Below are 4,306 nucleotides of genomic sequence, written 5' to 3' on the forward strand. Positions count from 1 at the left end.
CAGCTTCTCGGGCGCGGCCGTTACCGTGTCGCCGTCCTTGTCCGTGGCTTGCAGCAGGCTGCCCAGGTTGATGGTGATGTCGTTCTCGTCATTACCGGCCGCGTGATCCAGCGGCTTGAGCAGGGTGAAGCTATAGGCCCCCGCGGCGCTGAGGCTGAAGGTGAACACATCGACTGCACCGGCCTTGGCGGTCAGGGTGTCGCCTACCACGCTGTACACCAGCGCCACCCCGCCGGAACTCAGGGCTGGCAGGCCGCTGGTGTCGCTCGACAAGCTAAAGCTCAGCGGTACATCGACGCCGGACTGGAAGATCCCGGTGACGCTGCCGCTGGCCACGGTGGCCTCGCCGGCCACATCGCCGACACCGCCGGCAACGCCATTGGCCAGGCCGTCTTCATCGACGGTGCCAGCCACGGCGGTTCCGGCTGCGGCCGGCCCATCGTCCTCGAAGATCATCTGCGAGCCGATTTCGGCGGTTGTGGTGGCGGCCTGGCGCAGGACGAAGCCACCGATGTCGAAGTCGGCGTGGTCATTGCCCTTGGCGTCCAGGGCGGCGCCGTTCTCGATCAGTACGCGGTTGTGGTCCGCGGTGGTGGTGTATTCGATCTTGTAGCCGGCCTTGACGCCAGTGACGGTGGCCACCCCGCTGGCAAAGCTGATGGCAATGCTCGGATCATTCACCGAGCCGTTCGAGTTCTCGATCACTTGCCCGGTGCTGTTGTCGATCACCAGAACACTGGTGATGGCCACCGACGTATCGTTCGCATAGCCGTTGACGAAGTCCGTGCCGCTTTCAACCGCGGTGCTGAAGGCACTGATTTTTACCACCGCACTCTTGCCGCTTTGCAACTGCACCACATCGAAATTGGCGGTCTTCGCATTAAAGACCGCGGTGTAGTCGATGTTGGCTTCGACATCCGCTTCGTTCTGATCCAGGTTGGGAATGGTCACGTCCTGCCGGGCGCCGGTGACGAAGGTAAAACGAATGCCTTCCTGTTCCACGATCATCTGGTTGTTGGTGCCGAAGGTGGTCGGCCCGCCTGCCTGGCTGGTGTTGATGGTGTCACCGGTGTTGATGTTGACGCCCGTCGACTCGTCGGCGGGGTCCTTGCCGGTGGCGATGATCGTCGGATCGCTGATCCGCAGGACACCCCCGTCATCGACCACCGTCGGGTTGGCTGTGGTGAACATCAGGAACAGGTTCTGCCCGGAAGGCGCATTGGCCAGGCTGAACTTCAGGTCCTGGCTGGCACCGACGAACACCTTGTTCAGCAGGTTGAGGGCATCGTCCGGGTTGCTCGCGTCCGGGTGCTTGAGCGGTTGGTATTCCACGGTCCAGAGCTTGCCGCCCGAGACCGGCGACCCGGTTTCCTCGATGTAGCCGGCGAACACGATGGCGCCGTCAGGGCCACCGGCCCGGCCCAGGACGATGTTGTTATTGTCCGTATCGGTATAGAGCAGGATGCTGGTGCCATCGAGGGTATCCAGGCCGCTGTCCAGGCCATTGAGCGGCGCGCCCAGGCTGTCGGTGAACTTGATATCGGTAATGTCCGCGCCGGGCGTCGGGTTGAGGGTGAAGGCATTGCTGCCGGTGTCACCCACGGCACCGGTGTAGCCACTCAAGGCGGCATCCGTTGCGGTACCCGCGCCAAGGGCGGTCAAGCGGGTGGCGAAGGCCGAGGGCAGGGCGGCCAGCAGAATGTCATTGTCGTCGGCGTCCCCCGCAGGGGCTGGCGTGGCCGTGGCGTTCTGCAACCCGCTGGTTTCGTCCAGGGCAACATTGACGCCGGTCGCTACCACGAGCGGGTCGCTCGTGAGGGATAGGTTTTCTTGCAGGGTGGTCATGACATTCTCCTAGGCAGTTCCAGTCGTTGGGGCCGCACTGGGCCCTCTGCTGGCAGATGCCACAACTATGGGGATGCACCGCAGAATGCGCATTGGCCGATACTCCCAGGCGGGCTGGGAGTTTCAGCCTACCTGGGCGGGGAAGCGGGATGAGGCGCGGGCGCCGGTCCATTGCGTGCCCTTCAAGCCTTGCGCTGCTTGAGCGTTCGGCGCGGTAAAAAAAAACGAGGGCGGTTTCCAGGCCACCCTCGTTTTGGTTTGACGCGCCAGGTTTCAGACGCTGCTCAGGACAATGTCGGTATTGAGCAGGTCGACCCCGAGCAGGGTGATGGTCGTCAGCTGTCCGCCGGTCTCGGCAATCGTCACGATGCTGTCGTTGCCGGCATTGTTGATCGACTGCACAGTGGCGCCCGGGTCACCAACCAGTACCACCGCATCGCGCTGGCCTGCTCCGGCATCGAAGCCTGTGACCTGGTACTGGTTCTCGGCCACCGACAGATCGATGTTGAAGGCATCCCGTTCACCCGTGGTGCCCACCAGCCTGAAGTCGAACAAGGCGTCGCTCGGGTCGTTGGCGAACAGGTTGGCGTCGAATGCGCTGGTTGCCGTATCGCCATCCTTGTCCGTGATCGTGGCGTTGAACGCCAGCTGGATATCGCTGGCCAGGCTCTGGGTTTCCTTGATGAACTGGATCACCGGGACCTTGATCGTGCCCTTGCCCATGGTGAGCTGGACCGCGTCGATCAGGTGGCTGCCATCCCACTGGACGGTGAAGGATTTCTGGTTTCCGGCCTCCGCGTGCAGGTCGGCGGCCAGCACCTTGATGGGCGCGCCCGAAGTCGTGCCGTTGTCGTAGTAGATCGTGTAGTACAGCTCTTCCGTGGCCGGGTCGTAGCCCTGTACCGAGTTGTCGATAAAGATCTTCATGGCCGTCAACAAGGTCTCGGGGTTGACCACGAAACTTTCGTCACCGGCATTGATGCCCGCCGTGGTGTTGCCCTCCAGGTTGTTGTTGGCGATACCGATGCCCGAGGTGCTGACGTTCATGGCCGCCGAACCGATGAACGATGGCAGCGGGTTGGTCTGCAACTGGGCTTCGGTCGGGTCGGGCGCCCCGAGCCCGATACCGGTCAGGATGCTGTTGTCGCCGGTCTGCGGTGCCAGCGGATTGGCGCCGAAGAACACCACCTCTTCGGTGCCTATCGTCAGCGTGCGTACCGGGTCCGGCCCACCGGCATCCAGCGAGCCATCGGCACTGCTGAGGACGACGATCGAACGGAAACCTTCCAGCAGGTCCAGGGCATAGGTGCCATCGGCCTTGGCGGTCAGGGTGTAATGGACAGTGGTATTCGCCGTGGCCGCATTGTTGTCGAAGTCGCCGGTCAAGGTCCCGGCGAACTGGTAGGCGCCATTGCCATCCGGTGACGGCGACTGCTCGACCAGTGTGCCGGTGCCGATGGTGGTGGTGTTATCCGGCCGGACCAGGGTGAACTGGTTGTTCACCAGCGAAATGTCCAGGCCGGCCGCGCCCAGCCCGTCGGCTCCGGCCGCCTTGTTCCAGTAGCCTTGTTGCGCCAGGTCGGTCCCGGTGCCGATCAGGTTGCCGAAGGCCAGGGTCGGCGTATCGTCATCGACGGTGATCACCAGCTTGTCGGCTGCGGCGGTCACCGTGTCGCCGTCCTTGTCCGTGGCTTGCAGCAAGGTGCCCAGGTTGAGGGTGATGTCGTTCTCGTCGTTGCCGGCTGCGTGATCCAGAGGCTTGAGCAGGGTGAAGGTGTAGGCACCCGCTACCGTCAGGCTCAGGGTGAACACGTCAGTCGCACCGGCCTTGGCGGTCAGGGTGTTGCCCAGGACGCTGTAGGCCAGCGCCACTCCGCCGGAACTCAGGGCCGGCAAGCCACTGGTGTTACTCGACAGGGAATAGCTCAGCGGCACGTCGGCACCGGACTGGAAGATCCCGGTAACGCTGCCGCTGGCGACAGTTGCCTCGCCAGCTACGTCACCGACACCCCCGGCGATGCCATTGGCCAGGCCGTCCTCGTCGACGGTGCCGGTCACGGCAGTTCCGTTGGCTGTTGGCGTGTCGTCATCGACGGTAATCACCAGTTTCTCGGCCGCGGCGGTCACCGTGTCGCCGTCCTTGTCGGTGGCTTGCAGCAGGGTGCCGAGGTTGAGGGTGATGTCGTTTTCGTTATTGCCGGCGGGGTGATCCAGGGGCTTGAGCAGGGCGAAGTTGTAGGCCCCCGCTGCGCTGAGGCTGAAGGTGAAGACATCGACGGCGCCCGCTTTGGCGGTCAGGGTGTCACCCAGGACGCTGTACACCAGTGCCACCCCGCCCGAGCTCAGGGCTGGCAGACCGCTGGTATTACTCGACAGGGAATAGCTCAGCGGCACGTCGGCCCCGGACTGGAAGATCCCGGTGACGCTGCCGCTGGCCGTGGTGGCTTCGCCAGCCACGTCG

General features: G+C 63.8%; 2 protein-coding genes. Both read right to left on the minus strand.

All coding sequences use genetic code 11. The annotated features are described in order from the left end of the window. Positions 1-1,845: T1SS-143 repeat domain-containing protein (locus tag PVZ80_RS25500; protein WP_443201017.1), on the minus strand; the 1,845-nt coding region annotated here is incomplete at its 3' end. 273 nt (positions 1,846-2,118) lie between these two features. Next, the coding region (locus PVZ80_RS25505; RefSeq protein ID WP_273864734.1) for a T1SS-143 repeat domain-containing protein at positions 2,119-4,306 on the minus strand (2,188 nt) is incomplete at its 5' end.

The organism is Pseudomonas sp. B3G-3 (assembly GCF_028640915.1).
GTDB lineage: Bacteria > Pseudomonadota > Gammaproteobacteria > Pseudomonadales > Pseudomonadaceae > Aquipseudomonas > Aquipseudomonas chlororaphis_I.